18 protein-coding genes and 1 tRNA gene are annotated in these 26,009 nt (G+C 73.4%); 9 read left to right on the top strand and 10 right to left on the bottom strand.

Translation table 11 applies throughout. The annotated features are described in order from the left end of the window. Positions 1-52 precede the first annotated feature (52 nt). Both glmU and OOK31_RS34430 read right to left on the bottom strand, forming a co-directional pair. On the bottom strand, positions 53-1,501 hold the full coding sequence (gene glmU, locus OOK31_RS34435; RefSeq protein ID WP_267091339.1) for a bifunctional UDP-N-acetylglucosamine diphosphorylase/glucosamine-1-phosphate N-acetyltransferase GlmU: 1,449 nt from the start codon (positions 1,499-1,501) through the stop codon (positions 53-55). A 109-nt stretch (positions 1,502-1,610) separates the two neighbouring features. Further along, positions 1,611-1,682: transfer RNA gene (locus OOK31_RS34430), tRNA-Gln, on the bottom strand. A gap of 146 nt (positions 1,683-1,828) precedes the next feature. Here OOK31_RS34430 and OOK31_RS34425 point away from each other — a divergent pair. Next, positions 1,829-3,085 carry a sensor histidine kinase gene (locus OOK31_RS34425; protein WP_267091338.1) on the top strand — a complete coding sequence of 419 codons (1,257 nt, stop codon included), beginning with the start codon at positions 1,829-1,831 and terminating at the stop codon, positions 3,083-3,085. On the opposite strand, the gene OOK31_RS34420 is transcribed toward OOK31_RS34425, so the two are convergent. Both OOK31_RS34420 and OOK31_RS34415 read right to left on the bottom strand, forming a co-directional pair. Beyond that, positions 3,082-3,600, bottom strand: coding sequence for an SUKH-3 domain-containing protein (locus OOK31_RS34420; RefSeq protein ID WP_267091337.1), 519 nt, complete (start codon positions 3,598-3,600; stop codon positions 3,082-3,084). The genes OOK31_RS34425 and OOK31_RS34420 overlap by 4 nt on opposite strands. 5 nt (positions 3,601-3,605) lie before the next feature. After that, positions 3,606-4,163, bottom strand: a complete 558-nt coding sequence (locus OOK31_RS34415; RefSeq protein ID WP_267091336.1) for a YwqJ-related putative deaminase — start codon at positions 4,161-4,163, stop codon at positions 3,606-3,608. 230 nt (positions 4,164-4,393) lie between these two features. Here OOK31_RS34415 and OOK31_RS34410 point away from each other — a divergent pair, with 230 nt between their 5' ends. From OOK31_RS34410 to OOK31_RS34400, 3 genes are all read left to right on the top strand, one after another. Then, positions 4,394-5,389: an SMI1/KNR4 family protein gene (locus tag OOK31_RS34410; RefSeq protein WP_267091335.1), complete on the top strand. Its 996-nt coding sequence runs from the start codon at positions 4,394-4,396 to the stop codon at positions 5,387-5,389. Between the two features lie 7 nt (positions 5,390-5,396). Next, on the top strand, positions 5,397-7,898 hold the full coding sequence (locus OOK31_RS34405) for an SUKH-4 family immunity protein (RefSeq protein ID WP_267091334.1): 2,502 nt from the start codon (positions 5,397-5,399) through the stop codon (positions 7,896-7,898). Positions 7,899-8,033: 135 nt separating this feature from the next. After that, entirely contained in the window at positions 8,034-8,897 is an 864-nt protein-coding gene (locus OOK31_RS34400) for a cellulose-binding protein (RefSeq protein ID WP_267091333.1), read from the top strand. Positions 8,898-9,668: 771 nt separating this feature from the next. Here OOK31_RS34400 and OOK31_RS34395 read toward each other — a convergent pair. Continuing rightward, positions 9,669-10,529, bottom strand: coding sequence for an alpha/beta fold hydrolase (locus OOK31_RS34395; protein ID WP_267091332.1), 861 nt, complete (start codon positions 10,527-10,529; stop codon positions 9,669-9,671). Between the two features lie 81 nt (positions 10,530-10,610). On the opposite strand from OOK31_RS34395, the gene OOK31_RS34390 reads away from it, so the two are divergent. Beyond that, the gene (locus OOK31_RS34390; RefSeq protein ID WP_267091331.1) at positions 10,611-11,177 is read left to right on the top strand and encodes an ABATE domain-containing protein; all 567 of its coding nucleotides are present in this window, start codon (positions 10,611-10,613) and stop codon (positions 11,175-11,177) included. Here the strand turns inward: OOK31_RS34390 and OOK31_RS34385 are convergent. Then, a complete protein-coding gene (locus OOK31_RS34385; RefSeq protein ID WP_267091330.1) occupies positions 11,162-11,974 on the bottom strand; it encodes a hypothetical protein in 813 nt (270 codons plus the stop codon). The two genes, OOK31_RS34390 and OOK31_RS34385, sit on opposite strands and share 16 nt — an antisense overlap. Before the next feature lie 40 nt (positions 11,975-12,014). Next, on the bottom strand, positions 12,015-13,583 hold the full coding sequence (locus OOK31_RS34380; protein WP_267091329.1) for an MFS transporter: 1,569 nt from the start codon (positions 13,581-13,583) through the stop codon (positions 12,015-12,017). Between the two features lie 300 nt (positions 13,584-13,883). Between OOK31_RS34380 and OOK31_RS34375 the strand changes: the two genes are divergently transcribed. Both OOK31_RS34375 and OOK31_RS34370 read left to right on the top strand, forming a co-directional pair. Continuing rightward, entirely contained in the window at positions 13,884-14,672 is a 789-nt protein-coding gene (locus OOK31_RS34375) for an ABC transporter ATP-binding protein (RefSeq protein WP_267091328.1), read from the top strand. Beyond that, a complete protein-coding gene (locus OOK31_RS34370; protein ID WP_267091327.1) occupies positions 14,669-17,245 on the top strand; it encodes an ABC transporter permease in 2,577 nt (858 codons plus the stop codon). Before OOK31_RS34375 ends, OOK31_RS34370 begins: the two co-directional genes overlap by 4 nt. 141 nt (positions 17,246-17,386) lie before the next feature. On the opposite strand, the gene OOK31_RS34365 is transcribed toward OOK31_RS34370, so the two are convergent. After that, positions 17,387-18,829: a DUF2079 domain-containing protein gene (locus OOK31_RS34365; RefSeq protein WP_267091326.1), complete on the bottom strand. Its 1,443-nt coding sequence runs from the start codon at positions 18,827-18,829 to the stop codon at positions 17,387-17,389. A gap of 175 nt (positions 18,830-19,004) precedes the next feature. Between OOK31_RS34365 and mfd the strand changes: the two genes are divergently transcribed. Then, positions 19,005-22,544, top strand: coding sequence for a transcription-repair coupling factor (gene mfd, locus OOK31_RS34360; RefSeq protein WP_267091325.1), 3,540 nt, complete (start codon positions 19,005-19,007; stop codon positions 22,542-22,544). A 73-nt stretch (positions 22,545-22,617) separates the two neighbouring features. Here mfd and OOK31_RS34355 read toward each other — a convergent pair whose 3' ends face one another. Next, a complete protein-coding gene (locus tag OOK31_RS34355; RefSeq protein ID WP_267091324.1) occupies positions 22,618-22,791 on the bottom strand; it encodes an Rv0909 family putative TA system antitoxin in 174 nt (57 codons plus the stop codon). A 99-nt stretch (positions 22,792-22,890) separates the two neighbouring features. Next, positions 22,891-23,643, bottom strand: a complete 753-nt coding sequence (locus OOK31_RS34350; RefSeq protein WP_267091323.1) for a hypothetical protein — start codon at positions 23,641-23,643, stop codon at positions 22,891-22,893. A 187-nt stretch (positions 23,644-23,830) separates the two neighbouring features. Between OOK31_RS34350 and OOK31_RS34345 the strand changes: the two genes are divergently transcribed. Beyond that, a complete protein-coding gene (locus OOK31_RS34345; RefSeq protein ID WP_267091322.1) occupies positions 23,831-25,951 on the top strand; it encodes an N-6 DNA methylase in 2,121 nt (706 codons plus the stop codon). The last annotated feature ends 58 nt before the right edge of the window (positions 25,952-26,009 follow it).

Genomic DNA, 26,009 nt, shown 5'->3' with positions numbered 1-26,009 from the left:
GCACCTATCACGGTACGCCGTCCCGGGCGTACCTGTTTCCGGTCAGTTCACCTCAACGGCGGCCGGAGTCCTCTTCCGCCGACGACTGGGCGGCGTTCGCGGCCGCGCTGCCGGGGCGCTTGCGGGCCACCCAGCCCTCGATATTCCGCTGCTGGCCACGGGCCACGGCCAGGGCGCCGGGCGGCACGTCCTTGGTGATCACGGAGCCGGCGGCCGTGTAGGCGCCGTCCCCGATGGTGACGGGCGCCACAAACATGTTGTCGGAGCCCGTCTTGCAGTGTGAGCCGACCGTGGTGTGGTGCTTGTGCTCGCCGTCGTAGTTCACGAACACGCTGGCCGCGCCGATGTTCGTGTACTCGCCGATCGTCGCGTCGCCCACGTACGACAGGTGGGGGACCTTGGTGCCCTCGCCGATCGTCGCGTTCTTCATCTCCACGTACGTGCCGGCCTTGGCCTTCAGGCCCAGGTTCGTGCCCGGACGCAGGTACGCGAAGGGACCCACCGACGCCTGCTCGCCGATCACGGCGCTGTCGGCGACCGTGTTGTCCACGCGGGCCCGTGCGCCCACCCGGGTGTCCTTGAGGCGGGTGTTCGGGCCGACCTCGGCGCCCTCGCCGATGTGGGTGGCGCCGAGCAGCTGCGTGCCCGGGTGCACCACGGCGTCCTGGCCGAAGGTCACCGTCACGTCCACGAAGGTGCCGGCCGGGTCCACGACCGTCACGCCCGCGAGCATCGCCCGCTCCAGCAGGCGCGCGTTCAGCAGGGCGCGGGCCTCCGCGAGCTGCACGCGGTTGTTGATGCCGAGGATCTGGCGGTGGTCCGCGCCGACGGCCGCGCCGACGCGGTGGCCCGCCTCGCGCAGGATGCCGAGCACGTCCGTGAGGTACTCCTCGCCCTGGCTGTTGTCCGTACGCACCTTGCCGAGCGCGTCGCTCAGCAGGGCCCCGTCGAAGGCGAAGACACCGGAGTTGATCTCCCGGATGGCGCGCTGGGCGTCGGTGGCGTCCTTGTGTTCGACGATCGCGGTCACGGCGCCGGTGGCCGCGTCGCGGACGATGCGGCCGTAGCCGGTCGAGTCCGGGACCTCGGCGGTCAGCACGGTGACGGCGTTGCCGTCGGCCTCGTGCGTCGCGGTGAGCTGCGCGAGGGTCTCGCCCGTCAGCAGCGGGGTGTCGCCGCAGACGACGACCACGGTGCCGGAGATCTGCCCGCCGAGCTCCTCGAGGGCCATGCGGACGGCGTGCCCGGTGCCGTTCTGCTCGTACTGGACGGCGGTGCGGACGCCGGCGTCGATCCCGGCGAGGTGCGCGGTCACCAGCTCGCGGGCGTGGCCCACGACGACCACGAGGTCGGCCGGGTCCAGCTCACGGGAGGCCGCGACCACGTGACCGACGAGCGAACGCCCGCAGATCTCGTGCAGAACCTTGGGAGTGGCCGACTTCATGCGGGTGCCTTCACCCGCTGCGAGTACGACGACGGCTGCCGGGCGGGTTGCGCTCACGGGTGTGCCCTTCGGCTTCGGGGGTGGACCCGTGAAGGATAGCGGGGGGCCGGTACCCCCCAACGAACGCGGGTCCCGACCGTGAAGGTCAGGACCCGGATGTGGTGAGCTCCCCTGTCAGGACTCGAACCCGAACATAAGGCACCAAAAGCCTCAGTGCTGCCAATTACACCACAGGGGATGGCAATTCCCGCCTGATCGGACATTCTGGCTGGTCGATCAAGCAGGCCATCCCTAACTATGCCGTACCACCTGCCCTCCTCGCGACGGTACTCGCGGCCGGGTATTCCCGGGGACCGGACGGGACCCGCCCGTACGCTGGGCGGCATGACCAGTACGGGGGAAGAGCGCGGCGGGGTGGGGCGGGACGGGCCCTGGTGGTGGGAGCGGCGGCGGGGGGCCGTCCTGGACGTGGGGCTCGGCGTGGTGTCCGCCGCCGAGTGCGGGCTGGAAGGGGTGCCCTTCGCCCGGGAGGCCGGGATCCCGGCCGGGCTCGGAGTGCTGTTCGGGGTCGTGGTGGGGTCCGTGCTCGTGCTGCGGCGGCGCTCGCCCGTCGCGGTCGTGCTCGTCGGGATCGCCGTCACCCCGGCCATGATGGGCTTCCTGCTCGGGGTGATCGGGCTGTACACCCTCGCTTCCTGCGAGGTGCCGCGCCGGGTGACCGTGACGCTGGGCTCGATGTCCCTCGCCGGGACCTTCGTCGTGACGTACCTGCGCACCCGGGGCGACGTCGAGGCCGACGGCGCGCTCGTGGTGGTGCTGTCCGTCTTCATGGCGGTGGCGCTGACCGTGCCGCCCGTCCTGCTCGGCCTGTACGTGGGGGCGCGGCGGCGGCTGATGGAGAGCCTCCAGGAGCGGGCGGACTCGCTGGAGCGGGAGCTGTCGCTGCTCGCGGACCGGGCCGAGGAGCGGGCCGAGTGGGCCCGTACGGAGGAGCGGACGCGGATCGCGCGCGAGATGCACGACGTCGTGGCGCACCGGGTGTCGCTGATGGTGGTGCACGCGGCGGCCCTGGAGGCGGTGGCGGTGAAGGATCCCGCGAAGGCGGCGAGGAACGCGGCGCTGGTCGGGGACATGGGTCGGCAGGCGCTGACGGAGCTGCGGGAGATGCTCGGGGTGTTGCGGGCCGGTTCCCCGAAGCCGGCGGCGGTGGCCGTGCCGGTGGCGCCGGCGGGGGCCGGGGCCCTGGAGGAGGGGCCCTGTCTCGATGAGCTGGAGGCGCTGGTGGGGCAGTCCCGGGCGGCCGGGATGTCCGTGGAGATGGTGGTGCAGGGGGAGGGGGGCGCGTACGCCCCCGACGTGGAGCAGACGGCGTACCGGGTGGTGCAGGAGGCGCTCACCAACTGTCACAAGCACGCTCCCGGCGCGCGGGTCGTCGTACGGCTGGCGCACCGGGACGGGGAGGTGGCCATGCAGGTGCAGAACGGTCCCTGCGGGGCGGACGTCGACCGGCCCGGGCTGCCGAGCGGGGGCAACGGGCTCGTCGGGATGCGGGAGCGGGTGCTCGGGCTCGGCGGGGTGTTCGTGTCGGGGCCGACGGACGAGGGTGGGTTCAAGGTGTCGGCGGTGCTGCCGTCCCGTTAGGCGGTGGGCTCCGTGGCGAGGCGGGCCGGCTGGAGGCCCGTGAGGAGGCGGACGAGGGCTTCGTCGAGGCTCGCGCCGAGGTACCAGTCGCCGGTGTGGTCGATGCCGTAGACCCGGCCTTCGCGGTCGATGGCCAGGTGGGAGCCCGCGTCGGAGTCCGTGCCCAGGGGGCAGAGCTCCGTGGACAGGGCGCGGCCGAGGTCGGCGAAGGTGCGGGCCAGGTGCAGGCCGGACAGCGGGTCCAGGCGGATGGTGGCGGGGGCTATCTGGCGGCCCGGGCCGGGGGCGGTGACGGTGAGCCCGCCGAACTCGGCCCAGGCCTCGACGGCCGCCGGGAAGACGGCGTGCCGGTGTCCGGCGGGGGTGGTGTGGTCGCGCAGCGCGTCGGCCCAGTACTCGGCCTGCTTGATGTCCCAGCGGCCGGGCTCCCAGCCGGCGGTGCGCAGCGCGGAGTCCACGGGCCCGGGGAAGCGGGTCGCCGAGGAGCGGTCGTAGGAGGCTGAGGAGGCGGTCATGGTGGCTACTCGGGGTGGGTGAGGTCGACGGGGCGTACGCCGAAGTGGTTGAGGAGCGCGTCGCAGGAGCGGCAGGGCGGTGCGTAGGTGCCGTGGAGCGGGTCGCCGTCCTCGCGGATGCGGCGGGCGGTGATGCGGGCGTGCTTCAGGGAGCGGCGGGCCTCGCTGGCGGTGAGGGGCTTGCGGGAGGCGCGTCGGCTGCGGGCGCCCTCGACGGCGGCGAGGTGGCGGGAGAGCAGGATCGCTTCGGGACACCGTCCGGTGAAGCGTTCGCGCTGGCCGCTGGTGAGGGTGTCGAGGAAGTCCTGGACGAGTGGGTGCAGGGTCGGCGGCTGGTCGGCCTTGCCGGCGGTGCCGGTGAGGGTCTCGCCGCGTACGGAGAGGGCGGCGGCGACGGTGGGCAGGATGCCGTCGCGGCGGAAGCGGAGCACGGGTGGGGTGTGCGGGCCGCCGGTGCTGCTCCAGCGCAGGCGGGGGTCGCCGGTGGCGCCGGCTTCCGTGTCCTGCGCGTGGTCCGTGCGGTCCGTGCGAGGTGCCAGGTTGTGCGTAGTCGCCGTGTGCATGGTCGCTCCTTCCCTCCCGTGGCGGCGGTGTCGCCCACTGTCGCGCACGCCCCCGTGCTGCGGGGACAGCCTGTCAAATGTCCCCTGTGGTGTGGAAGCGGGGTCGAATATTCGTATCAATTCGGATGTTCCCGTCCCGCCGGTCCGTGGCCGGCCGGCGGGCGGGTGAGGGTCTTGCCGGAGCACATAGGCTGTGGTGAACCAGCCAGATCCAGCAGGGGGCTACCGCCATGACGACAGGTCGGCTCGGGCAGCAGGCCGCGCCACCCAACGCCGCTTACTCGGGGCAGGTCGTGCATTTCCCGGACCCGGTCCGGGCTGCTCGGCATCCCCACGGAGTGCGGATCGACGGGAACGGCCATCCCGACTTCTCGCGGTACGCGCGCGCGGCCGTGGAGATCGCGGAGCCCCCGGAGGGCTTCGGCGTGGACGAGCTGCGGCTGACGGACTGCGTGTCCGCGAACGCCGCGATGCGGGCCGCGCGCCACGAGCTGTGGGACACGGTCGGAGCGGTGGCGACCCCGCACGGCTGGACCTGGCACCACGTGGCCGGCTCGCGCCGGATGGAGCTGGTGCCGGTCGAGGTGAAGGCGCTGCTGCGGCATCACGCGGGTCTGGCGACGGCTCCGGTGGACCACGACAAGCGTGGTACGCGGGCCCTCCAGGAGGTGCGCCCGGTGCACATGGGGCTGCCGAAGTCGGTGGTGTCGGTGACGGAGCAGCAGGTGCAGGGCGTCGAGGAGGACCTCGGGTACCGGCTGCCGGAGGCGTACCGGGCGTTCCTGAAGGCGGCGGGCGGTTGCGCGCCGGTGGGCGCGGGGCTCTTCGTCGAGCTGGGCCTGCTCGTCGACCAGCCGTTCTTCACGGTGCGCGAGGAGGCGGCGGTCAACGACCTCGTCTACGTCAACAAGTGCCTGCGGGACCACCTGACGAAGGACTACCTGTGCGTGGCCTTCGCGCAGGGCGGGCTGCTCGCGGTGAAGGTGAAGGGCGAGGGCGTCGGTTCGGTCTGGTTCTCCCCGTACGACGACGCGCGGGACCGGGACGGCTGGACGGTGCAGGAGCGGGTGGAGCGGCTGTTGCTGCCGTGCGGTGCCGATTTCGATGCCTTCCTGGAGCGGTTGGCGGGGAACCCGCCGGAGCTGGAGACGGTGGCCGGTCTGATGGTGGACGGCGGATTCGCGCGTTCGGTTCCGGTCGTGCTTTCCGGTTCGGGTGAGGGGTGATCGCGCGGTGGTGACTTTCGCGCAGGCGCAGGAACGCGCCGAGGAATGGATCAACGGGGACGTGCCCGGGTACCAGCACCGCGAGGTGCGGGTGCGGGAGTTCGGGCTGGGCTTCGTGGTGTGGGCCGAGGACCGGGCGGCCGGGCCGGTGTCCGGCGGTGGCCGGCAGCGGCTGGTCATCGCGCGGGACAGCGGTGAGGTGACGCTGTGGCCGGGGCTGCCGGTGGGTGAGGTGATCCGGCGGTACGAGGAGGAGTACGGGGCCGCCGCGACGGCCGCCGCCGCGGAGGCCTCGGTGCCGCCGCCGCGGATCGACTCGGAGCAGACCTCGTTCATGCTGAGCCCGCCGGAGTGGCTGCAGGAGGCGGCGGACCGGGCGGGGATTCCGGGCGGGCCGTCGTCGTCGCCGGCCGCTCCGTCCCCGGCTCCGTCTCCCGCTCCGTCGGCTGTGGATCCGGGGCCCGTGCCGTTGCGGCGCGGGGGCGAGGTTGCGTACGAGCCGACCGCGAACGACGGGGTCCCGGCCGGGTCCACGCCGTGGGCCGGGACCGATGTGAACTCCAGCGCCGACGAGGGCTCCGTACCGCTGCCCGCGACCGTGTTCGCGCCGCCGCTGTCCGGCTCCGACCTGGAGGACCGGCCCGCGACGCCCGCGGTGGCGCCGGAGGCCAAGACGACGCTGATGGCGGGCGGCAGCCAGCTGCCGAAGACCGCGATCGTGCCGGGGCTGGGGATGGGGGCGGAGGTGTCGGCGGAGGCTGCCGACATCGCTGACGCGCCGACCAGCCGGGCCTATGCGCCGCGGGCGGGGGGTTCGGGGGGCCGGGGGATGCCGGGGGCGCCTGGGGCGCCGGGTGTGCCGGGGGGTTCCGGAGGTCCGGGGATGGCTGGTGGCCCGGGTGCGCCTGGCGCTCCGGGTGTCCCGGGTGTCCCGGGTGCTCCGGGTGCTCCGGGTGCTCCGGGTGCTCCTGGTGTGCCGGGTGCTGCCGGGGGTCCGGGTGCGCCGGGGATGCCGGGTGCGCCGGGTGGTCCTGGGGGGTTGGGGGCTTCTGGTGGGGGCGGGGTGCAGCCGCCTGCGCCGCCCGCGCCGCCCGGTGGGGGGCTCGATCATGCCGCGACGATGCTGGCCGGTCCTGCTGTGGTGCAGCCGCCTGGTCCGCCCGGTCCGCCCGGCCCGCCTGGGGCTCCCGGGGCGCCTGGCGCTCCTGGTGGTGGGGCGCAGCATGCCGCGACGATGCTCGCCGGTCCTGGTGTGGTGCAGGCTCCCGGTGCTCCGCCCGCGCCGCCTGGTCCGCCTGGTCCGCCCACGCCGCCGCCTGGTGGGGGGCTCGATCATGCCGCGACGATGCTGGCGGGTCCTGCTGTGGTGCAGCCGCCCGGTCCGCCCGGTCCGCCCGGCCCGCCTGGTGCTCCTGGGGCGCCTGGTGCGCCTGGGGCTCCTGGTGGTGCGGCGCAGCATGCCGCCACGATGCTGGCCGGTCCCGGTGTGGTGCCGCCGCCCGCGCCGCCGCGCGGTCCCGCTCCGTCCGGGGTGCCCACCGTCGGTCCCGGCTACCAGGCCGTCCTGCGCTACCGCGCGCCCGACGGTTCCGAGCAGCAGCTGATCCGCCGCTCGGCGCCCGGTACCCCGCACCCCGAGTGGCAGATCCTGTACGAGCTGCGCGCCATGAACGTGCCGCCGCAGCAGGTGCTGGAGCTGCACACGGAGCTGGCGTCCTGTGAGCTGCCGGGCGGGTACTGCGCCCGGATGATCCGGGAGACCTGGCCGCAGGTGCGGATCACGAGCGTGGCTCCGTACGGGACCGATCACGCGGGCCGTCAGCAGGGCATGCGCCACCTGATCACCCATCAGGGTGAGCTGCACCAGGTGGCGGACGGTCCGGCGCGTCCGGCTCCGGTGCGGGCTCCGCTGCCGCAGGTTCCGCTCCAGCCGGCGATCCCGATGGACGCGATCGCGCAGGAACTGGCGGGGGCGTTCGGGCCGCAGGGCGTGTTCCGTTTCGACCAGCGGGCGGTGTCCCGTCAGGGCGTGCCGGAGATCGTGGCGCAGACCCTGATGTGGGCGGGTCTGCCGGTCGACTTCGGGCCGTTCTTCTGGGCGCAGGCCGTGCCCGGCCAGCCGGTGCCGACGCTGGCCGAGATGGCGGCGCAGCGGCAGGTGCAGCCGGCGTCCGACGCGGGTTCGTACCTGGTGGTCGGCAGCGACTTCGGCAAGGCGCTGTGCGTTCAGTACGGAACCGCGCACATAGTGGCGGTGCCGGTGGAGGGCGGTCCCGGCGGGGCGCCCGTGCCGCCGCAGTTCGTGAACTCGAGCCTGCCGCAGTTCGCGCGCTCGCTGGCGATGCTGGGTCACATGTGGCGGCTGAGGCAGCATCTGACGCCGGAGCAGGCGGGCCGGTGGACCGTCGATTTCCAGGCGAATCTGGCGGGCCTCGACAGTGCGGCGCTGGCCTCTCCGGAGAACTGGTGGTCGGTCCTGCTGGAGCAGATGTGGGACGGACTCCTCTGATCGGGTGATCGGATGAATGGCCGGGCCGGGACCCCCGAACGGGGTCCCGGCCCGGCCATTCCGGCTTCTGCCCTCAAATGACGCATCCTTGACAGCAATCCCCGCGAGAGAGGCGCTTCCAGGATGAGTGCACCCATGTTCTCGACCGTGCGTGGTCGTGGCTACCGGACGGAGGACGTCGACCGGTACCTCACCCGGCTGGCCGGCAGCCGGGACGAGGCCTGGGAACGGGTGGCGCGGCTGACCGTCCTGGCCAAGCAGATGGAGGCGGAGGCGGACCGGCTGCGGGGCGCCGTGGCTGGGCTGGCCCCACAGACGTACGACGAACTGAGCGAGCGCGCCCGGCGGATCCTGCTGCTCGCGCAGGAGGAGGCGGAGGTCCTGCGGAGCGACGCGCGGGCCGACGCCGCCGAGGCGCGGGGCGCGGCGGAGGCGCACGCGGAGCGGGTGGCGGAACTGGCGCGGCACGACGCGGAGGCGGTGCGCGAGCAGACTGAAGTGCGGGCGCGGCAGGGGCTGCTGAGGGCGCAGCGGGAGGCGGACGCGGAGCGGGCGGAGGCGCGGGACGACGCCGCGGGGTGGCGGGCGGAGGCGCAGGCGGGGCTCGTGGAGACGCGGCGCCGGTCGGAGGCGTTGCTCGCGGAGCGGGAGCAGGAGCAGGGGGAGCGGCGGGACGCGGCCGAGCGGGAGCTGGCGGCGCGGGAGGCCGAGCTGGAGGCGCGGAACGCGGAGCTGGAGCGGTACGCGGACGCGCGGCTGGCGGAGGCGCGGCGGGGGTTCGCGGAGGCGGAGGAGTCGGCGCGGCACGGGCAGGAGGACGCGGAGGCGCGGGCGGCGGAGGTGCTGGCGCAGGCGCGGGTGCGGGAGGAGCGGGTCGGGCGGGAGACGGACCGGATCCTGCGGGAGCACGCGGAGTCCCAGGAGGAGATGCGGGCCCACATGAACCACGTCCGCTCCAGCCTGGCAGCCCTGACGGGCCGGGCTCCGGCGGAGGGCTGAACCTCTGCCCTGGCCGGGCGGGGGTGGGGGTAGCCGTTGCCCTGGCCGGGCGGTGCCGGGGGTAACCGTTGCCCGGGCCGGGCGGTGCCGGGGGTGGCCGTTGCCCTGTCCGGGCAGGGGCCAAAGTAGCCGTTGCGCCAGCCGGGTCGGGGTGCCGTTACCGGGCCGGGCAGGGCCGGGAGGGGTGGCCGTTGCCCGGGCGGGGGCGGGCGGGGTCGGGGACGGGGTGGGGTGCCGTCCGGGATAGGCATGATTTATGGCGCCCCCTCCGCAGCTTCGTCCAGTGACGGGGTACCGCGCGCCAACAAATCACGTTTTACATCCCGGACGGCACCCCACCCCGTCCCCGACCCCTCACGTCTCCGATCCGGTCCAGCCCCAAGCCAGATCCCTGATCCCGCCCAGCCCCCATTCCCAGCTACGCCGGCCCCGATCCAGCCCCTCCGGCGTTTGAGGAGCGGGGGTCCGGGGGCTGGCCCCCGGGAGCGGACCCGCACGCGAACGGCTACGCCCAATCCAGCCCCGCCGGCACATCCAGCCTCGCCGGCGTTTGAGGCGTGGGGGCCCGGGGCGGAGCCCCAGGGGTTTTGAGCCGCGCCGGCGTTTGAGGCGGGAACGGTGGAAGGGTGGGTAGGGGACCAGCCCCGCGCAGCGGGACATCCGGTACCGGCCGGCCAGGGCCAAGGCTCCGCGCAGCGGGACGGCCGGTATCTGCCGGGTGGGGCTACGGGTCCGCGCAGCGGGGCGGATCGGTACCGCCCCGGCCAGGGGTCAGGCCGGGAGGTGGGGGAGGAAGGCTGCGATCAGGGGGGTGATCCGGGAGAGGTGGGTTTCCAGGGCGAAGTGGCCCGCGCCGTCGAAGACGTGGACCTCCGCGTCCGGCACGTCCCGCAGGTACGCCTTGGCCCCCGCCGGGGTGAAGAAGGGATCCCCCGCGCCCCAGACGACGAGCACCGGCGGCCGCGCCTCGCGGAGCCACGCCTGCCAGGCCGGGTAGTGCGCGAAGTTCGAGGCGTAGTCGAAGGCCAGGTCGGCCTGCGCGTCGGCGCGTCCCGGCAGGCCGAGGTAGTGGGCGTCCAGGGTCCAGCTGTCGGGGGAGACGAGGGAGGGGTCCGCGACCCCGGCCTCGTACTGGAAGCGGGTGCCCTCCAGGGTGAAGAGGCCCCGGACCTGCTCCTCGTTGCCGGGGACCTCGCGGGAGAGCCCGGAGAACTCCCGGGCCATGTCCGAGAGGCCCTCGTCGTAGGCGTTGCCGTTCTGGACGATCAGGCCGGTGATCCGCTCCGGGCGGCGGGTGGCGAGCCGCAGTCCGACGGGGGCGCCGAAGTCGAAGACGTACAGGGCGAAGCGGTCCAGGTGGAGGGCGTCGGTGAAGCCCTCCACGATGTCCGCGAGCCGGTCGAAGGTGTAGGTGAAGCCGTCGGGGGCTTCGGTGCGGCCGAAGCCGGGGTAGTCGGGGGCGATGAGCCGGTACGGGGTGTCGCCGAGCGCGTCCATCAGGCGGGTGAACTGGTGGGAGGCGGTGGGGAAGCCGTGCAGGAGCAGCAGGACCGGGGCGTCGGCGGGGCCGCTCTCGCGGTAGGCGACGGATACGCCGTCCACGTCGACGGTGCGGTGCGCGATCACGGTCATCACATGCCTCCAGGTGGTGGTGTGGCATTAGTCTGACGGGAGATCGTTAATGGGTCAAGAGGGATTGGTAGCATTAGGGGCATGGTTTCCTTCCCGCTGGTCGGCGAGCCCCTCGCCCTGGACCTGCTGAACACCCGGCCCGCCGCCGCCGATCTCCTCGACGACCCCGGAGCCCTGGCCGCCTGGCTGGCCGAGGAGGCCGGGCGGCTGGAGCCGGCCGGCGAGGTGGGGGAGGCCGAGCTCGCCGCCGTGCGCGCCGTACGGGAGGCCGCCGGGCCGCTGCTGGACGCCGCGCGGCGCGGGGAGCGGCCGCCCGCGCGGGAGCTGCGCGCGCTCAACGGGATCCTGGCCGCCGCCCCCGCCCGCCGGGAGGTGGTGTGGGGGGAGCAGGGGGGCCCGGGGGTGGTGTCCCGGCGGGGCGCCGATGCCGCGCGGCGGCTGGCGGGCGAGCTGGCGGAGGCGGTGGCCGAGCTGCTGACGGACCCCCGGGTCGGGCAGGTCAGGGAGTGCGAGGGGGAGGGGTGCGTGCTGTTGTTCCTTCCCGCGAACCCCCGTCGGCGCTGGTGTGTCGCCTCGGTCTGCGGCAATCGTGCCCGGGTGGCCCGTTATTACGTCCGCCACAAGGGTGGGGCTCAGGAGGGTGAGTAGCGGTACGGGTCGCTGCGCAGCCCTCGGGAGGTGACCACCACGGTGAACGGGGCCCGGGCCGTGGCCGGCAGAGGGGCCGTCAGGGCGCCCGTCAGGGCGTCGGCCTCGGCGGGCAGGGCGGTGTCGTCCACCGTGAGGCGGGGCTCGGTGAAGCCGCCGCCCTCGACCGTGAGCCGTCCCTCGGCGACCGAGACGTGGGTGATCACCGGGTTCGCGCGGGTGGCCATCTTGTTGACCAGGTACGCCCCGGCCGGCGCGCCCGTCAGGGCCCAGATCTCGGACGGCAGGTGGGGGAGGCCGCCGCCCACGTCGGAGAGGAAGAACAGGACGACGTAGAGCATGGTGACGGCGCTCAGGACCACGTACTGGAGGTCCACGAGGTCGGTGCGGCCGCTGTCGTTCGCGATCAGCTCGCGCAGCGGGCGGCGGCCGCCGGCGGTGGGCTTCGGGGCCGGTTTGGCCATGCTGCCGCTCTCCACCCGGATCCCCACGACGGTCTTCGCCCCGATCATGGCGACGTACGGGCCGCCCAGCAGCGGCAGGTAGACCGTGGTCAGGGTGGACAGGGGGCCGTCGGCGCCCCGGAAGTACGCGACCCCGCCGCCCGCCGTCAGGCCGTAGGTGAGGATCGCGAGCAGCAGCCAGACCAGGATCACGGTCCAGGCGAGCGCGAGGGTGGTGGAGGTGGAGAGGCGGCCGTCGCGGCCGGTGGCGAACTGCGGGTGGTGGTACAGGCGCAGGGCCACGGGCACGGTCAGCGCCGCGAGTAACGCCAGTGCGAGGAGTGCGGATGCCATGCGTACGAGGGTCACCCACTGGCCGGGTGCATGACAAGGTTCACTGTTGCTCGGGAAGCACCGGGAACCTGCGCGGGGCCACCAGCAGCAGGATCAGCAGGGCCGCCACGGCGGCGGCCGTCGCGCCGAGGAAGATGTGGTCCACCGCCGCGGCGACGGCGGCGCGCAGGTGCTCGGTGGCGGCGGGGGAGAGCGCGCCCGGCTCGGCCAGGGCCCGCGAGACGTCCTCCAGCCGCGACGGGAGCCCGGGCAGCGGGGCGTCGGCCAGCCGGGCGGCGACGGTCGTGTTGGCCACCGCCCCCAGCAGCGCGGCCCCCACGCTCTGCCCGACGGTCCGGCAGAACAGCACCGAGGCGGTGGTGGTGCCCCGCTCCGCCCAGCCCACCGTGGACTGCACCCCGACGATCAGCGGCAGCTGGAACAGGCCGAGGGCGGCGCCCAGCAGCAGCATGACCAGCGCGGGCTGCCACGGCCGCGCGGGATGGGGGAGCAGGGTGAAGGAGAACAGGATCACGGCGGCCATGGACACGCCCAGCGCGGCGGTGTCGCGGAAGCCGATCCGCCGGTAGACGTGCTGGCAGAAGGCGGCCGACACGGGCCAGCTCAGGGTCATCAGGGACATCACGAGGCCGGCCCCGACGGGCCCGAGACCGAGCACGGTCTGCGCGTAGGTCGGCATGAACACCATGGGGGCGACCATCAGCAGCCCCAGCGCCCCCAGCGCCAGGTTGACGGCGGCGATCGTGCGCCGGCGCCACACCCACCCGGGCAGGATCGGTTCCTCGGCGCGTCGTTCCACCCGCACCACGACGGCCGCCAGCACCGCGCTCGCGCCCAGCAGCGACAGCGAGGGCGCCGACAGCCAGGGCCAGGCGACCCCGCCCTGCACCAGCGCGAACAGCAGCAGCCCGCCGCAGGCGAAGACGCCGAGCGCCCCGGCCCAGTCGACGGGGCCCCGCCGCCCGGGGGACCGTACGGGCTCCACGAGGTGGCGGGCGGTCAGCCACAGGGCGAGCCCGGCGAGCGGCACGTTGACGAGGAAGGTCCACCGCCAGCCCGCGTACGCGGCGAGCAGTCCGCCGAGGGCCGGGCCCAGGAGGGCGGAGGACGCCCAGACCGTGGTCATCCGGGCCTGGATCCGCGGCCGGTCCTTGAGCGGGTAGAGGTCGGCGGCCAGGGTCTGCACGGTGCTCTGGAGGGCGCCGCCGCCCAGCCCCTGGACGATCCGGAACGCGATCAGCGCGGCCATGTTCCAGGCGGAGGCGCACAGGACCGAGCCGACGAGGAAGAGGGATGTTCCGAAGAGGAGGACGGGCTTGCGGCCGAGGGTGTCGTTCAGCTTGCCGTAGACGGGGAGGGTGACGGTGACGGCGAGGAGGTAGCCGGAGAACACCCAGGAGAAGGCCGAGAACCCACCGAGGTCCCCGACGATCTGCGGCACGGCGGTGGAGACGATCGTGCTGTCCAGTGCCACCAGGGCCATGCTCAGCATCAGGGAGACGACGACGGGCCTGGGCGGCCGCCCGGGGACCCTGGCGGAAACCTTTCCTCCCGCGGGCCCGGCCGTCGCCCCGCCCGCGGCCCGCGCGCTCTTGTCGGCTGCCGCCACCCTGTCCCCCTCACGATCGAGAAAACACCATCTCACCGGGGGTGCGCCGGACGGTATCCCCTACACCGGATAGCCCGAAGGGTGGACATCCCCTAGGGGTCCCTCAGCATTGCGGCCCATGGGTCTTTCGTCCCGTCGGATGAGGACGAAGGTCCTTCCACGTCCTTAACTGATTCATATGAGCGGGACCGGGGGGTGGGGTTAACCCCCCGGTGGATACGGAGATGGGCACCAGCGCGCCCGGAGCCCCCGCCCAGCAGACTTCGAGCGCGAACGCACGAACCAACAGGGGAGAAGACCGTGACATCGGCGATGACCGAAACCAGGCACGGGGGCACCGGCGCGCACGACGCCGTGGCCGCCCGGGCGCGCAAGGTCGTCAAGGCCTACGGATCCGGCGAGACCCGCGTCGTCGCCCTCGACGAGGTGGACGTGGACATCCGCCGGGGGCAGTTCACCGCGATCATGGGCCCCTCCGGCTCCGGAAAGTCCACGCTGATGCACTGCCTCGCCGGCCTGGACACCGTGACGAGCGGCCAGATCCACCTGGAGGACACCGAGATCACGGGCCTCAAGGACAAGAAGCTGACGCAGCTGCGCCGCGACAAGATCGGCTTCATCTTCCAGGCCTTCAACCTGCTGCCGACGCTGAACGCCCTGGAGAACATCACGCTCCCCATGGACATAGCCGGCCGCAAGCCCGACCCGCAGTGGCTGGACCGGGTGGTGGACACCGTCGGCCTCGCGGGCCGCCTCAAGCACCGCCCCACCGAACTCTCCGGCGGCCAGCAGCAGCGCGTGGCCGTGGCCCGCGCCCTCGCCGCCCGCCCGGCGATCATCTTCGGCGACGAGCCCACCGGAAACCTCGACTCCCGCGCCGGCGCCGAGGTCCTCGGCTTCCTGCGCCAGTCGGTGGACGAGCTGGGCCAGACCATCGTCATGGTCACCCACGACCCGGTCGCCGCCTCCTACGCGGACCGCGTCATCTTCCTCGCCGACGGCCGCATCGTCGACGAGATGTACGCGCCCACCGCCGACCAGGTCCTGGACCGGATGAAGGACTTCGACGCGCGCGGGCGGACCTCGTGACCGTCATGAAGACCGCGCGGCGCAACTTCGTCGCGCACAAGGGCCGCATGGCGCTCTCCGCCATCGCCGTCCTGCTGTCCGTCGCCTTCGTCTGCGGCACCCTCGTGTTCACGGACACGATGAACACCACCTTCGACAAGCTCTTCGCGGTGACCAGCTCCGACGTCACCGTCACCCCGAAGAAGGCCGAGTCCGGGGAGGACACCCCCGACACCGGCCGGCCCGAGACCCTCGACGGCGCGCTCGTCGCCAAGGTCGCCGCAGCCGAGGGCGTCAAGGGCGCCGAGGGCGGGGTCCTGTCCACCGCCGTCACCGTCGTCAACGCCAAGAACGAGAACCTGGGCTCGACCACCGGCGCCCCCACCATCGCGGGCAACTGGAACGACAACGAGCTCAAGTCCATGAAGATCACCTCCGGCCACGCCCCGCGCGGCCCCACCGAGGTGATGATCGACAACGACACGGCCAAGAAGCACCACCTGGCCCTCGGCGACGAACTGCGCACCATCACCATCACCGGTGACGTCCGCGCGAAGATCGCCGGCATCGCCACCTTCCAGGTGACCAACCCGGGCGCGACCCTCGTCTACTTCGACACCGCCACCGCCCAGCAGCAGCTGCTCGGCACCGCCGGAGCGTTCACGCACGTCAGCGTCACCGCGAAGGACGGGGTGAGCGACGAGCAGCTCAAGCAGAACGTCTCCAAGGCCGTCGGCGCCGACGCGTACAAGCTCCAGACCTCCAAGGAAGCCGCGGACGCCAACCGCAAGGACGTCGGCTCCTTCCTCGACGTCATGAAGTACGTGATGCTCGGCTTCGCCGGGATCGCCTTCCTCGTCGGCATCTTCCTGATCTTCAACACCTTCTCGATGCTGGTCGCCCAGCGCACCCGTGAGATCGGTCTGATGCGCGCCATCGGCGCCGACCGCGAGCAGATCAACCGCTCCGTCCTCGTCGAGGCCTTCCTCCTCGGCCTCGTCGGCTCCGTCCTCGGCGTCGCGGCCGGCATCGGCCTGGCCGTCGGACTGATGAAGCTCATGGGGCAGATGGGCATGGAGCTGTCCACGGACGACCTCACGGTCGCCTGGACCACCCCGGTCGTCGGCCTCGTCCTCGGCATCGTCGTCACCGTCGTCGCCGCCTACGTCCCCGGCCGCCGCGCCGGGAAGGTCTCCCCGATGGCCGCCCTGCGCGACGCCGGCACCCCCGGCGACCGCAAGGCCGGAGTGGTCCGCGCCGTCCTCGGCCTGGTCGTCACCGGCATCGGCGGCGCGGCACTGCTCCTCGCCGCCTCCGCCGACAAGGCCGCCGCAGGCTCCCTGTGGCTGGGCCTCGGCGTGGTGCTCACCCTCATCGGCCTCATCGTGATCGGCCCGCTGCTCGCCGGCGGAGTGGTCCGGGTGCTGTCCGGGGTGGTCCTGCGGCCCTTCGGCTCCGTCGGACGGCTCGCGGAGCGCAACGCGCTGCGCAACCCGCGCCGCACGGGCGCCACCGCCGCCGCCCTGATGATCGGACTGGCGCTGGTCGCCTGCCTGTCGGTGGTCGGCTCCTCGATGGTGGCCTCCGCGACCGACGAGCTCGACAAGTCGGTCGGCGCGGACTACATCGTCAGCTCCGAGACCGGACAGCCGGTCATGCCGCAGGCCGAGCAGGCCATGCGGGCCAACACCCGCCTCGACCACGTCACCGCCTACCGCGAACTCCCCACGAAGATCACCGCCCCCGACGGGACCAGCGTCCTCGAAGGCGTCGGCGCGACCGACCCCACCTACGCCAAGGACATCCGGCGCAAGATGAGGGCCGGCGAGCACGAGGCGGCGTACGGCAAGAACACCATCTCGGTCGGCTCGATCTACGCCGACGAGCACCACGTCAAGCTCGGCGACGAGCTGACGGTCGCCTTCACCGGCGGCAGCACCGTCAAGCTCAAGGTCGCGGCGATCACCCTCGACGAGGGCAACATCGACAAGGGCATGAAGTACGTCAGCACGGCGCTCGCCGAAGCCAGCGTCCCCGCCGACAAGCTGCCCCGCCCCTTCATGCTGCTGGCCACCGCCAAGGACGGCCAGGCCGCGACCGCCTACGAGGAGGTCAAGAAGGGCCTGGCGGAGTACCCGCAGTACAAGGTGCGCAACCAGGCCGACTACAAGCAGGCCCTGAAGGACCAGGTCGGCCAGCTCCTGAACATGGTCTACGGGCTCCTCGGCCTCGCGATCGTCGTCGCGGTCCTGGGCGTCGTGAACACCCTGGCCCTCTCGGTGGTCGAGCGGACCCGCGAGATCGGCCTGATGCGCGCCATCGGCCTCTCCCGCCGCCAGCTGCGCCGCATGATCCGCCTGGAGTCGGTGGTCATCGCCCTCTTCGGCGCCCTGCTGGGCCTGGGCCTGGGCATGGGCTGGGGCGCGACCGCGCAGCAGCTGCTGGCCCTCGAAGGCCTGAAGGTGCTGGAGATCCCGTGGCCGACGATCCTCGGGGTGTTCGCCGGCTCGGCCCTGGTGGGCCTGTTCGCCGCACTGGTCCCGGCCTTCCGGGCGGGGCGGATGAACGTACTGAACGCGATCGCCAGCGACTAGCCGGCCGGTCGTACGGGGGAAGCACGGGGGAACGTACGGGGGAACCCACGGGGGGAACGTACGGGGGAACCCACGGGGGAAAGGCGCCGGCCCCGGGCCGTCCGAGAGGACGGTCCGGGGCCGGCGTCGTCGTGCCCGGCGTCAGACCCGCTGGAGCAGGACCACCCCGCCCGCCTCGCCCACCAGCACGAACCGCGCCCCCGGATGCAGCTGCCCGGCGTACCCGACGGGGTCGTCCCCGGCCCAGCCGGAGGAGTTGTCGTAGGTCAGGAAGGCCGGGAGCACCCCCTCGGCGTCGCCGATCCAGTACACCTGGCAGCGCGAGGTCAGCCGGGTCAGGGCGGCGTTGTCGGCCTCCACGCGCACCCCGTCCGGGATCTTCGCGAGGAGCCGCTCGGCGGCCTCGACCCGGGCCGGCTTCGCGTACAGGGACCGCTCCCCGAGCCGGGACAGCGGCAGGCTGGTGGCGCTCAGGGCGAGCGCGGCGGCGAGCACGGCGGCGGGCAGCTGGAGGGAGTAGGCGCGCAGCCACGGCCGGTCGTCGCGGCGGGCGGAGTCGAGGGCGTCGGTCAGGGCGAGCGCGACGACGGGCATCAGGACGGCGCTGTAGTGCCAGTCGGTGGACCAGTAGTGGGCGTCCCCCGACAGGAACCGCCAGCCCAGCGTCGGCGCGGCCACCAGCAGCAGCGGGGAGCGCAGCGCGAGGAGCCCGGTGGTGGGGACGAGCACCCAGGCGAGGGTGGTGAGTTTCGTGCCGAGCCCGCGCAGCGGCCCGCCGGGCCGGTCCATCTTCTCCCAGTAGGCGTAGCCGTCGGCGGCGAAGGAGGGGATCACCACCAGGAACACCAGTGCGGCGGCCGCCACGCCCACGACGGCCACGGCGACCGCGATCCGGGCGGCCCGCCGGTCGGCGGCCCGGGCCCGCCAGGCCACGACCAGCGCCAGCGCGGCCAGGGTGACCCCGAGGTCCTCCTTGACCAGCAGCAGTGGCAGTCCCCAGGCGAGGGCGGTCGTCCAGCGCCGGGCGAGCAGCGCCTCCAGGGCGAAGGCCAGCAGCGGCACCGCGAAGCAGATCTCGTGGAAGTCGAAGTCGACGGCCCGCTGGATCCCCCAGGACAGCCCGTACGCCGCCCCGAGCGCGAGCCCCCGCGCCTGCCCGAGGAGCCGTACCGAGGCCCGTGCGACGGGCAGCGCGGACAGCGCGAGCAGCGCCGCCTGGACGACGAGGAGGGTGACGGGGCCGGGGAAGACCCGGTAGAGCGGGGCGATCAGCGCGACGACGGGGCTGAAGTGGTCGCCGAGGATGTTGAAGCCGGGCCCCTTCAGGTCGGCGACGGGGGGCTGCAGCCAGGCGTACGCCCGGACCACCTGCTCGTATATCCCCAGGTCCCAGGAGCTCGCCTCCATCCGCCGGTGCCGGCCGACGGAGAGCGCCGAGTACGCCAGGAAGAGCAGTACGGCGAGTCCGTACGGGGCCCCGCGCGCGGCCCGGCGCCCGCCCGGGGCCGGGCGTGCCACGAGGGAGCCCGCGACCGGATCGGCCGCGGGCTCCGAAGCGGTCGGCAGGCCCCCTGATATGGACATACGGACAGATTGGCATCCCGGCTCCGGAGCCCGGATGCCGCCCCCCGACCGCGTGGCGGAGACACATCGTGGGGGGCGACGGGCGGGCGTAGGGTGGGAATCACCCCGGCCCGTTCACGTGTCGGGTCCTTCGCGTTGCCCCTCCACGCCCACCACCGGACGGAAAGCCTCCTTCATGAGCCTGCACGGACTGCTCGACGCCGTCACCCGGGATCCGGCCCTCGCCGAGGCGGTCACCGCGGCCGGGGACGGCAACCGCATGCACGTGGACCTCGTCGGCCCGCCCGCCGCGCGGCCCTTCGTGATCGCCGCGCTGGCCGCCCGTACCGAGCGGACGGTGCTCGCGGTCACCGCCACCGGGCGGGAGGCCGAGGACCTGGCGGCGGCGCTGCGCTCGATGATGCCGGCGGGCCTCCAGGACACGGTGGTGGACTACCCGTCCTGGGAGACGCTGCCGCACGAGCGCCTGAGCCCGCGCAGCGACACCGTGGGCCGCCGGATCGCGGTGCTGCGCCGGCTGACGCACCCGAGCAAGGACGATCCGGCGGCCGGGCCGGTGTCGGTGGTGGTCGCGCCGATCCGTTCGGTGCTCCAGCCGCAGGTCAAGGGGCTCGGGGACCTGGTGCCGGTGAGCCTGCGGCAGGGGCAGAGCGTGGATCTGGGCGAGGTGACGGCGGCGCTGGCGGCGGCCGCGTACTCCCGGGTCGAGCTGGTCGAGAAGCGCGGGGAGTTCGCCGTGCGCGGCGGCATCCTCGACGTGTTCCCGCCGACCGAGGAGCACCCGCTGCGCGTGGAGTTCTGGGGCGACGAGGTCGAGGAGATCCGTTACTTCAAGGTCGCCGACCAGCGCTCGCTGGAGATCGCCGAGCACGGCCTGTGGGCCCCGCCCTGCCGTGAGCTGCTGCTGACCGACGAGGTGCGGGAGCGGGCGGCGGCGCTGGCCGAGGCCCATCCGGAGCTCGGCGAACTGCTCAACAAGATCGCCGAGGGGATCGCGGTCGAGGGCATGGAGTCCCTGGCCCCGGTCCTGGTCGACGACATGGAGCTGCTGATCGACGTGCTGCCCGCCGGGGCGATGGCCGTGGTCTGCGACCCGGAGCGGGTCCGTACCCGGGCCGCCGACCTGGTGGCGACCTCGCAGGAGTTCCTGATGGCCTCCTGGGCGGCCACGGCCGGCGGCGGCGAGGCCCCCATCGACGTGGGCGCGGCCTCGCTGCGCGGGATCGCCGACGTCCGGGACCGGGCCCGCGAGCTGGGCATGATGTGGTGGTCGGTCTCCCCGTTCGCCGCGGACGAGAGCGTGGGCGGCGACAGCCTCAAGCTCGGCATGCACGCCCCGGAGGCCTACCGCGGGGACACCGCCCGGGCGCTGGCCGACACCAAGGGCTGGATCGCCGACGGCTGGCACACCGTCTACCTGACGGAGGGCCACGGCCCGGCCGCCCGTACCGTCGAGGTCCTCGCCGGCGAGGGCATCGCGGCCCGGCTGGAGGCGGACCTGCGGGTGCTGGAGCCGTCCGTCGTGCAGGTCGCCTGCGCGTCGCTCGACAACGGGTTCGTGGATCCGGCGCTGCGCCTGGCGGTCCTCACCGAGACCGACCTGACGGGGCAGCGCACGGCGACGAAGGACCTGGGCCGGATGCCGACCCGGCGCCGCAAGTCCGTCGACCCGCTGACCCTGGAGGTCGGCGACTACATCGTGCACGAGCAGCACGGCGTGGGCCGCTACATCGAGATGGTGCAGCGCACCGTGCAGGGCGCGACCCGCGAGTACCTCCTCGTCGAGTACGCGCCCGCCAAGCGCGGCCAGCCCGGCGACCGCCTGTACATCCCCACGGACCAGCTGGAGCAGGTCACCAAGTACGTGGGCGGTGAGGCCCCGACCCTGCACCGGCTCGGCGGCGCCGACTGGACGAAGACCAAGGCGCGCGCGAAGAAGGCGGTCAAGGAGATCGCCGCCGACCTGATCAAGCTGTACAGCGCGCGCATGGCGGCCCCCGGCCACACCTTCGGCCCGGACACCCCCTGGCAGCGGGAGCTGGAGGACGCCTTCCCGTACGCGGAGACCCCCGACCAGCTCACCACCATCGCCGAGGTCAAGGAGGACATGGAGAAGTCGGTCCCCATGGACCGCCTGATCTGCGGCGACGTCGGCTACGGCAAGACCGAGATCGCGGTCCGCGCCGCCTTCAAGGCGGTGCAGGACGGCAAGCAGGTCGCGGTCCTGGTCCCCACCACGCTGCTGGTGCAGCAGCACTTCGGGACGTTCTCCGAGCGGTACGCGCAGTTCCCGGTGAACGTGAAGGCGCTGTCGCGCTTCCAGAGCGACACCGAGTCCAAGGCCACCCTGGAGGGGCTGAAGGAGGGGTCCGTCGACATCGTCATCGGTACCCACCGGCTGTTCTCGCAGGAGACGAAGTTCAAGGACCTGGGCCTGGTCATCGTCGACGAGGAGCAGCGGTTCGGCGTCGAGCACAAGGAGCAGCTGAAGAAGCTGCGCGCCAACGTGGACGTGCTGACCATGTCGGCGACCCCTATCCCGCGCACCCTGGAGATGGCGGTGACCGGCATCCGCGAGATGTCGACGATCACCACCCCGCCGGAGGAGCGGCACCCGGTGCTCACCTTCGTCGGCCCGTACGAGGAGAAGCAGATCGGCGCGGCCATCCGGCGCGAGCTGCTGCGCGAGGGCCAGTGCTTCTACATCCACAACCGGGTCGAGTCCATCGACCGGGCGGCCGCGAAGCTGCGTGAGATCGTGCCGGAGGCGCGGATCGCGACGGCCCACGGGCAGATGTCCGAACAGGCCCTGGAACAGGTCGTGGTGGACTTCTGGGAGAAGAAGTTCGACGTCCTGGTCTCGACGACGATCGTCGAGTCGGGCATCGACATCTCCAACGCCAACACCCTCATCGTGGAGCGCGGCGACAACTTCGGCCTCTCGCAGCTGCACCAGCTGCGCGGCCGTGTCGGGCGTGGCCGCGAGCGCGGGTACGCGTACTTCCTGTACCCGCCGGAGAAGCCGCTCACGGAGACCGCGCACGAGCGGCTGGCCACCATCGCCCAGCACACCGAGATGGGTGCGGGCATGTACGTGGCGATGAAGGACCTGGAGATCCGCGGCGCGGGCAACCTGCTCGGCGGCGAGCAGTCCGGTCATATCGCGGGCGTCGGCTTCGACCTGTACATCCGCATGGTCGGCGAGGCCGTGGCGGACTACCGGGCGGCGATCGAGGGCGGGCCGGAGGAGGAGCCGGCGCTGGAGGTGAAGATCGAGCTGCCGGTCGACGCGCACGTCCCGCACGACTACGCGCCGGGCGAGCGGCTGCGCCTGCAGGCGTACCGTTCGATCGCCTCGGCGAACTCGGAGGCCGACATCAAGGCGGTGCGGGAGGAACTCACCGACCGCTACGGCAAGCTGCCGGAGCCGGTGGAGAACCTGCTGCTCGTGGCCGGCCTGCGGATGCTGGCGCGGGCCTGCGGGGTCGGGGACATCACCCTCCAGGGCCCCAACATCCGCTTCGGACCAGTGGAGTTGCGCGAGTCGCAGGAGCTGCGGCTGAAGCGGCTCTACCCGGGGACGGTGCTCAAGCCCGCGACCTCGCAGGTGCTGGTCCCGCGCCCGAAGACCGCCCGGGTCGGCGGCAAGCCGCTGGTCGGCCGCGAACTGCTGGGCTGGACCGGGGAGTTCCTCACCACGATCCTCGGCTCGTAGCCGCGGTCCGTATGTACGCGCGCGGGGAGGGCGCCGGCCGTGGCCGACGCCCTCCCCGCGTGTGTGTGCGGGCCTACTTGTTGGGATCGTCGTCGATACCGAGCCGCTCCTCGGCCTGCTGCTGGGCCTTGTCGATCTGATCGGCGTACTTGTTGCCGGTCTTTTCGTTCGCCTCTTGTTCGAGGTTGTCCGAGATGCCCTTGCCCTTGGCCTTGGCCTGGTCCCTGAACTTGTCGAAAATCCCCATACGGGAGCTCCTTCCGTGTCCCGTTTGCGACGGTACGCCGGTTCCCGCCCCCGTGCGCGCCGAGCCCGGCGGGCCCGGCGGGCCCGGCCGGAGGGAAGGTCAGGACTTCTTCCAGGGGGCGCAGCCCGTCGTCTTGAAGTAGCCGTCGCCGGCGGCGATGGTCACTACCGCCGGGCCTTCCGGGTTCTCGTTGGCGATGATCGAGTCGGTCTGGTGGTCGGCGGACTTCGAGCGTTCCCAGTAGCAGCCGGCCGAACCCTCGGCGGGGCCGGTGGACTTGTAGGTGCCGGGGGCTATGTCGAGGCCCACCTTGGCCATGCCGCCGTCGGCGGGGATCTCCGTCTTCGGGGTGCCGGTGGCCTTCGGGTCGACGGTCTCCCAGTCCTTGCAGCCGGTGGACTTGAAGATCTTGTCGGCCTCGCCGATGGTCACGTAGCTCGTGCCCGACACGTTGTCGTTGGCGATGATCGAGTCGAGTTCGCCCGTGGAGTCCTTGGCGCGTTCCCAGTAGCAGCCCAGGCCCTTGTTGCCGGTGGTGCGGTAGGTGCCGGGCTTGACGTCCGAGCCGACCTGGAAGGTGCCGCTGCCCTTGATCGCGGCCTTCTTCTTCTCCTCGGACGGCTTCGCGCCCGACTGCGGCGTGCCGCTCTGGGCCGGGTCCGCCGGCTTGCCCGCCCCGGGGGTGCCGGCGGCCGCCGGCTTCTGGGCCCCGGCGTCCTTCCCGTCCTTCGCCGTGTCCGTGCCGCCGCCACCGCAGGCGCCCACCACGACGAGGGCGAGGACCGCTCCGCAACCCGTGAGCACCTTGTGGCGGGCGATCCAGCTCTTGCGCGGGGTGTGGGACTGGGACATGGGGATGCTCCTGTTCCTGCCGGGTGGTGTCGGTGGGTTGCCGGTCCAGTCCTGCGTGACCGGTTCGCTCCGCCGGGTGACGGGATCATCACAACAGAGGGTGTGAACCGAGTCAACACGATTCACAGGAAATTTCAGATTCACGCTGTGAAGCGGTCTCACAGCTGTGTACGGGTATGCTCCCGTCATGCAGGAGGAGAACGCGGCGGCGAACGCCGCAGAGGTCACGGCCGCCGAGATCGCCCGCCTGGCCGGGGTCGGCCGCGCGGCCGTGAGCAACTGGCGCCGCCGCCACCCCGACTTCCCCAGACCCGTCGGCGGCACCGAGACCAGCCCCTCCTTCGCCCTGCCCGAGGTCGAGGACTGGCTCCGCGCCCAGGGCAAGCTCGCCGAGGTACCGCTGCGCGAACGCGTCTGGCAGCAGATCGCCGCCCACCCCGGCGGAGCCGTCACCGCACTCGTCGAAGCGGGCGCCGCGCTGCTCGTCGTACGCGACCGGCCCGCGCTCTGGCTCGAGCTGACCGGCGCCCCCGACGAACGGATGGCCGCCGCGCTGCCCCCCGTACTCGACGAGGTGCTCACCGCCCGGCTCGGCCCCGGCCACCCCCTCGCCGCCGGCTACGGCCACCCCGTCGGCCCCGCCTCCGTACCGCTGCTGCGCGCCGTCGCCGAACTCGCCGTCGCCGAACTCGCCGCCGGGCACGGCGCCCGCAAGGCCTTCGAGTTCCTCCTCGGCCGCCACCTCGACGCCAACCCCCGCCAGTACACCCTCACCCCCGACGGCTGCGCCGCCCTGATGGCCGCCCTCGCCGGACCCGGCGTCCGCACCGCACTCGACCCCGCCTGCGGCACCGGCAGCCTGCTGCGCGCCCTGCGCGGGGTCACCGTCCTGCACGCCGAGGAGGTCTCGCCCGAACTGGCCGCGCTCGCCGCGCTGCGCCTGGCCCTGCACGGCACCGCCCAGGTCCGCGCGGCCGCCGCCGACAGCCTGCGCGCCGACACCTTCGCCGGGACCGCCGTCGACGCCGTGCTCTGCCACCCCCCGTTCAACGAACGCAACTGGGGCCACGAGGAACTGGCCTACGACCCCCGCTGGGAGTACGGCCTCCCCGCCCGCACCGAATCCGAACTCGCCTGGATCCAGCACGCCCTGGCCCACCTGCGCGACGGCGGCACCGCCGTGCTGCTCATGCCGCCCGCCGCCGCCGCCCGCCGCTCCGGCCGCCGCATCCGCGCCGACCTGCTGCGCCGGGGCGCCTTGCGGGCCGTCGTCTCGCTCCCGGCCGGGGCCGCGCCCCCGTACGGCATCCCGCTCCAGCTGTGGGTGCTGCGCCGGCCCGCCCCGGGCGGCCAGGCCCCCGCCGGGCTGCTGCTGGTGGACACCGCCGGGCTGGTCCCCGAGGGGCAGGCCCGGGCCGGGTGGCCCGCCGTGCACGAAGCGGTGCTGTCCGCGTGGACCGCGTACGAGGCCACCGGCGCGGTGCGGGAGGTCCCCGGGGTCAGCCGGGTCGTACCCGTCGTCGAGCTGCTGGACGACGACGTGGACCTCACCCCCGCCCGCCACCTGCCGCCCCCCGCCGCCGGCGGCGGCCTCGCCGAACTGGCCGCCGTACGCGAGCGGCTCGACGACACCCTGGCCCGCGCGGCCCGCCTCACCCCGCAGCCCGCCGCCCCCGCCGCCGGATCCGAGTCCCGGCTCCCGCAGACCACCATCGGCGAACTCGCCCGCGCCGGAGCCCTCCTGCTGCGGGCAGGCGCCGGCGGCGCGAGCGGACTCGGCATCGGCTCCGGCATCGGCTCCGGCTCCGGCGAGCTGCCCGTCCTCACCGAGCACGACGTCCACATGGGCACCGCCCCCTCCGGCACCCTCGCCCCCGCCACCGGGCCCGGCGCCGAGGAACCCTTCCTGGTGCGGCCCGGCGACGTCGTCGTCCCCGTCGTCGGCGCCGCCGGCACCGCCCGCGTCATCGCCGCCGACCCGGCGGGCGGCGCGGGCGCGGTCCTCGGCCGCAACCTCCAGCTGCTGCGCCCCGACCCGGCCGCCCTCGACCCCTGGTTCCTGGCCGGATTCCTGCGCGGCACCGCGGGCACCCGCCGCGCCAGCAGCCACGCCTCCACCGCCACCCGCCTCGACGTACGCCGGCTGCGGCTGCCCCGGCTGCCGCTGGCCGAGCAGCACCGCTACGGGGCGCGCTTCCGCGAGCTCGCCGAGTTCGAGGACGCGCTGAGGCTGGCGGGACGGCTGGGGGAGCAGCTCGTACAGGGCCTGTACGACGGCCTGTCGGACGGATCGGTCACCCCGGGCTGAGCCCGTACTGCGACCTCACAACGGTTGGGCGCATCCCCTCACGGACGGCCGGAAACCC

Origin of the sequence: Streptomyces sp. NBC_00249 (assembly GCF_026342355.1) — a bacterium.
Taxonomy (GTDB): domain Bacteria; phylum Actinomycetota; class Actinomycetes; order Streptomycetales; family Streptomycetaceae; genus Streptomyces.
The sequence above is the reverse complement of the archived record's forward strand: the minus strand, read 5'-3'. Positions and strand labels throughout refer to the sequence as shown.